Annotated in this window: 5 protein-coding genes; all 5 read right to left on the reverse strand. The window is 67.9% G+C overall.

Annotated features, from left to right (window positions below):
• Positions 1–156: 156 nt before the first annotated feature.
• The 5 genes from QOD90_RS07540 to rpmE all read right to left on the reverse strand — a co-directional run bounded on the left by QOD90_RS07540 (position 157) and on the right by rpmE (position 4,338).
• Positions 157–1,329: a glycosyltransferase family 4 protein gene (locus QOD90_RS07540; protein WP_526348231.1), complete on the reverse strand. Its 1,173-nt coding sequence runs from the start codon at positions 1,327–1,329 to the stop codon at positions 157–159.
• 75 nt (positions 1,330–1,404) lie between these two features.
• Positions 1,405–2,058, reverse strand: coding sequence for an L-threonylcarbamoyladenylate synthase (locus QOD90_RS07545; RefSeq protein WP_526348233.1), 654 nt, complete (start codon positions 2,056–2,058; stop codon positions 1,405–1,407).
• 4 nt (positions 2,059–2,062) lie between these two features.
• The gene (gene prmC, locus QOD90_RS07550) at positions 2,063–2,905 is read right to left on the reverse strand and encodes a peptide chain release factor N(5)-glutamine methyltransferase (protein WP_526348235.1); all 843 of its coding nucleotides are present in this window, start codon (positions 2,903–2,905) and stop codon (positions 2,063–2,065) included.
• A complete protein-coding gene (gene prfA, locus QOD90_RS07555) occupies positions 2,902–3,981 on the reverse strand; it encodes a peptide chain release factor 1 (protein ID WP_526348237.1) in 1,080 nt (359 codons plus the stop codon). The genes prmC and prfA overlap by 4 nt, the downstream gene beginning before the upstream one ends.
• A gap of 90 nt (positions 3,982–4,071) precedes the next feature.
• Complete coding sequence (rpmE, locus tag QOD90_RS07560; RefSeq protein ID WP_526348239.1) at positions 4,072–4,338, reverse strand: 50S ribosomal protein L31; 267 nt, start codon at positions 4,336–4,338, stop codon at positions 4,072–4,074.
• Positions 4,339–4,610 lie beyond the last annotated feature (272 nt).

Raw genomic sequence — 4,610 nt, forward strand, 5'->3', positions numbered from 1 at the left:
GGGGTAGCTCCCTTTGTCGGTCGTACATCGGCGCCGATCGGCTTCTTCAAACCGATGGGCCGGGCCGGCAACCCGCGAGGTCTTTCGGGTTCTGCCAGCACCGTACCACATGGTAGGCACCCTAAAAGGGGGTACTACTACTTTGCGTCGTACAGCTCAGTCTGGTAGGTCGCTGGGAACTTCGCGGCTCGGTCGCAGCAGCGGAATGAGGGTGATGACGATGGCCACGACGATTGCCGCCAGCATGACCGCGCCGGTGTGGCGCGGGTCGAAGAAAATGGTGCTCGCGGCGCCCAGCGCGATGATGCCCACCCATAGGTAGATCAGCAGCACCGCTCGGCGATGGGAATGTCCGATCTGAAGTAGTCGATGGTGCAGATGCATCTTGTCCGGGCTGAGCGGACTGCGGCCCGCCCTCGTCCGGCGGACGATCGCCAGCAATGTGTCCAGCGCCGGAACCAGCATCACCGCAATCACCAAGAGGAACGGGGACAACAGCGCGAACACGTCCCGCGCGCCGTAGGCGTTCTGGGAGATCGGCCCTGCTGCAGTGGTCGACGCCGCCGCGAGCATCAGCCCGATCAACATCGACCCCGAATCGCCCATGAAGATTCGGGCCGGGTGGAAGTTGTGCGGCAAGAATCCGAGACACGCTCCCGCGAGCACCACCGAGATCATCGCGGGCGGGTAGAACAGCACGTCGCCCCCGTGGTCGCGAAGCAACCCAACGGAGAAGATGCAGATGGCCGCGGCGGTGATGAGCCCGAGACCCGCGGCAAGGCCGTCAAGACCGTCGACGAAGTTCATCGCGTTGACGATCGACACGGTGAGCGCCAGCGTCAGCAGGATCGACGTCACCTGGTCGAGCACGATGGTGCCGACGCCGCCGATCGGGATGTACAGCACGCTCCACGCCACGCCCATGGTGACGAGCACGCTGGCCGCGGTGATCTGGCCCGCGAACTTGGTCAACGCATCGAGTCCCCAGCGGTCGTCGATCAAACCGATCGCCATGATCAGGCCGCCGGCCACCACCACCGCGGGCATGCCCGCGGAGTAGACGAACCCCCGGTTCAGCGCGGGCAGCTGCGACGCGAGCAGCACGGCGGCAACGATGCCGATGTACATCGCCAGGCCGCCCATTCGCGGGGTCGGCTGCAGGTGCACGTCGCGCTCGCGCGGGTAGGCGACGGCACCGAGGCGCGTGGCAAGCGTGCGCACCCAGCCCGTGGCGAAGTAGGTGATGATCGCGGCTGTCAGCCCGACGAGCGCGAGCTCGCGCAACGGGACGCCGGCACCGCGGTCCGTCAATGCGAGCAGGCCTTCCACGCGGTGAAATGTACTGGACCGACCTGAGACCCACGACGTCGTCGCCCCGCGGGAGTTCGCTGGGTGGCCCCGAGGTCAGGCCGACAGCGTCTCCGCCTCGAGACCGAGGACCTCGGCGATGGCCGCTGCCGACACCGGTCCCTCCCGCAGTACACGGGGATGTCCGCCCGTCAGGTCGACGATCGTCGACGCCGACCCTTGAACGGACGGCCCCGCCTCCAGGTACACCTCGACCTGGTCACCGAGCTGATCGCGGGCGTCGGCGGCCGTCACGGCGGCGGCCCTGCCGGAGATGTTGGCACTCGAGACCGCCATGGGGCCGACCTCGCGCAGCAGTTCGATCGCCACCGGGTGCAGCGGCATGCGCAGCATCACCGTGCCCTGGGCGTCGCCAAGGTCCCACTGCAGCGACGGTGCTTGCTGCACGACGAGGCTCAGGGCGCCCGGCCAGAACGCGCGGATGAGTTCCCTTGCCGATTCGGGCACCGAGTACACCAGCCCGTCGATGGTGTGCCACGAGCCGACGAGGACGGGCACGGGCATGTCACGTCCGCGGCCCTTGGCTGCCAGCAGTGCGGCGACGGCGGCACCGTCGAACGCGTCGGCGCCGATTCCGTAGACGGTGTCGGTGGGCAGCACCACCAGGCGGCCACCCTTGAGCGCGCTGATCGCCGATGCGATGCCGATCGGCCGTTGGGCCGCGTCCGCGCAATCGAAAGTCTCAGTCATATGCCTAGCCTGAACCCTTCCTCGTCCCCGTCACGAACCGGGGCCGACCGGCGAGGTCCCGCCGTGACGTCACGTCGGTGAAGGCGCCGGACTCCTCGAAGAGCGCGACGGTCAACGCCGCGGTGTCGTCGTCGTGTTCGACGGCGACGTAACCACCTGGGCGGAGCAACCGCGCGGCCAGGGCGATGATCGGACCGATGACCCGCATTCCGTCGGGGCCGCCGAAGAGCGCGTGGGCCGGGTCGTGCTCGGCCACTTCGGGATCCAGCGCCGCGCCGTCGGGAATGTAGGGCGGGTTGGACACCAGCAGGTCGACTTCGCCGTCGCGCTCGGAGAGCAATCCCTGCCGGGTGACGTCGGCGTGGACGAGTTCGACGTCGCGCCCTGCGCAGTTGCGGCGCGCGTACGCCATCGCCTCTGCCGAGTCCTCGACGGCGACGACGTGCGCACCTGGCATCGCATCGGCCAGCGCAGCGGCGAGTGCGCCAGACCCGGTGCACAGGTCGACGATCACGGGTGATGCCGAAAGCCGTTGCCCGAGGGCCCATTCCAGTAGCGATTCGGTTTCGGGCCGCGGAATGAACACGCCGGGACCGACTTCGAGGATCAGCGGGCCGAAGGCGGCTGAGGCTGTCAAGTGCTGCAAGGGAATCCGGCGTGCGCGGGCATCGACGGCAACGCGGTAACTGTCATAGAAGGGCTCGTCGGGATCGTGGAACGGCAGCAGGCCGCGGCCGACGCCCGCGGTGTGCGCGGCGAGCAGTTCGGCGTCGACGTACGCACTGTCGATTCCCGCCTGCGCCAGCGTGCGGGCCGCCTCGTCGATGGCCCGCCGCAGCCGCGTCATGTCTCCTGCAGCCTGGCTTGCCTGTCGGCTGCGGCCAGTGCATCGAACATCGGATCGAGATCGCCGTCGAGCACCTGATCCAGGTTGTGCGCCTTGAACCCAACGCGGTGATCGGTGATGCGGTTCTCGGGGAAGTTGTAGGTGCGGATGCGCTCGCTGCGGTCGACGGTCCGGATCTGGTTGGCGCGGTCCGCCGACGCGTCGGCCGAGGCCTGCTCCTCGGCGAGCGCCTGCAGGCGTGCCGCGAGCACCACCATCGCGCGGGCCTTGTTCTGCAGCTGCGACCGTTCGTTCTGGCACGTCACGACGATGCCCGTCGGCAGGTGCGTGATGCGGACCGCGGAGTCGGTGGTGTTGACACCCTGACCGCCCTTGCCCGAGGACCGGTAGACGTCGATGCGCAGATCCGATTCGTCGATCTGTACCGCGGCGACGTCCTCTGGCTCGGGATAGACGAGCACTCCCGCGGCCGAGGTGTGTACCCGGCCCTGTGACTCGGTGACGGGGACCCGCTGCACGCGGTGCACGCCGCCCTCGAACTTCAGCCGCGACCACACGCCGTCGGCGGCGGCGCCCTTGCTGGCGATCGTCAGGGTGGCGTCCTTATAGCCGCCGAGATCGGAGAAGGTCTCGTCGAGCACCGTGACGTTCCAGCCGTGCCGTTCGGCGTACCGGATGTACATGCGAGCCAGGTCGGCGGCGAACAGGGCCGATTCCTCGCCACCCTCCCCCGACTTGACCTCCATCACGACGTCGTCCGCATCGTGCGGATCGCGAGGGGCCAGCAGGTCGCTGAGCTGTTGCTCGAGTTCGTCGACCCGGGCGGCCAGCTCGGGCACCTCGGCGGCGAACGACGCGTCCTCGGTCGCGAGTTCCCTGGCGGCCTCCAGATCGCCGCGGGAGGTCTCGAGCTTTCGGTGCGTGGACACGATCGGCGCGAGCTGCGCGAACCGGCGACCCACCCTGCGGGCTGCCCCCGCGTCGGCGTGCAGCGCGGGGTCGGAGAGCTGGCGTTCGAGGTCGGCGTGCTCGGCGAGGAGCGCGTCGACCCTCGTCGCCGATTCGGTGGCAGCCATCGTGCCCTCTCTCTCGAACGCTTGGCCGAAAATGCAAATCGGCGCCCGACCCTGTCCATTGGTGCGACAGGGCGGGCGCCGATCGATGAGCTACTTGTCGGCGGCAGCCTTCTCGCCGGCGGCTTCATTTCCCGTCGCTGCGCTCGCCCCGGCGCGCTTGCCGTAGCGCTTCTCGAAGCGGGCAACGCGGCCACCGCTGTCGAGGATCTTCTGCTTGCCGGTGTAGAAGGGGTGGCACTGGGAGCAGACCTCGACCACGATGTGGCCGCTCTCCTTGGTGCTCCGCGTCTGGAAGCTGTTTCCACAGCCGCAGACCACGGAAGTCTCTACGTAATTGGGGTGAATACCCGATTTCATCTTGGTCCTCTATCTATCGTTGGCCGCCGGGTCGCCTGAAATACTGACCTGAATCTTCAGACGTGAACCGGAACCGAGGGGTCGACGGTCGATTATGCCAGGTCAGCCGTCAGAGTCATAAACGTGCGCGAGAGGCCCGCTATTCCGGGGGCTCAGCCGTCCACCACGCCCGGTTGGACCAACGGGCTGAAACGAGTGCCCTCGCGCTTCCACAGCACGCGGCCCGTCGGATCCACGCCACGGGTGATCAGCTCGCGCTTGAGAATCTTGTT

The sequence above is a fragment of the Mycobacterium sp. genome, assembly GCF_032161845.1.
Lineage (GTDB): Bacteria > Actinomycetota > Actinomycetes > Mycobacteriales > Mycobacteriaceae > Mycobacterium.

What these genes read in the sequence shown, in the direction of transcription:
- QOD90_RS07545 (WP_526348233.1), bottom strand. Translation starts at nt 2,058, where the DNA reads ATGACTGAGACTTTCGATTGCGCGGACGCGGCCCAACGGCCGATCGGC.
- prmC (WP_526348235.1), bottom strand. Translation starts at nt 2,905, where the DNA reads ATGACGCGGCTGCGGCGGGCCATCGACGAGGCGGCCCGCACGCTGGCG.
- prfA (WP_526348237.1), bottom strand. Translation starts at nt 3,981, where the DNA reads ATGGCTGCCACCGAATCGGCGACGAGGGTCGACGCGCTCCTCGCCGAG.
- rpmE (WP_526348239.1), bottom strand. Translation starts at nt 4,338, where the DNA reads ATGAAATCGGGTATTCACCCCAATTACGTAGAGACTTCCGTGGTCTGC.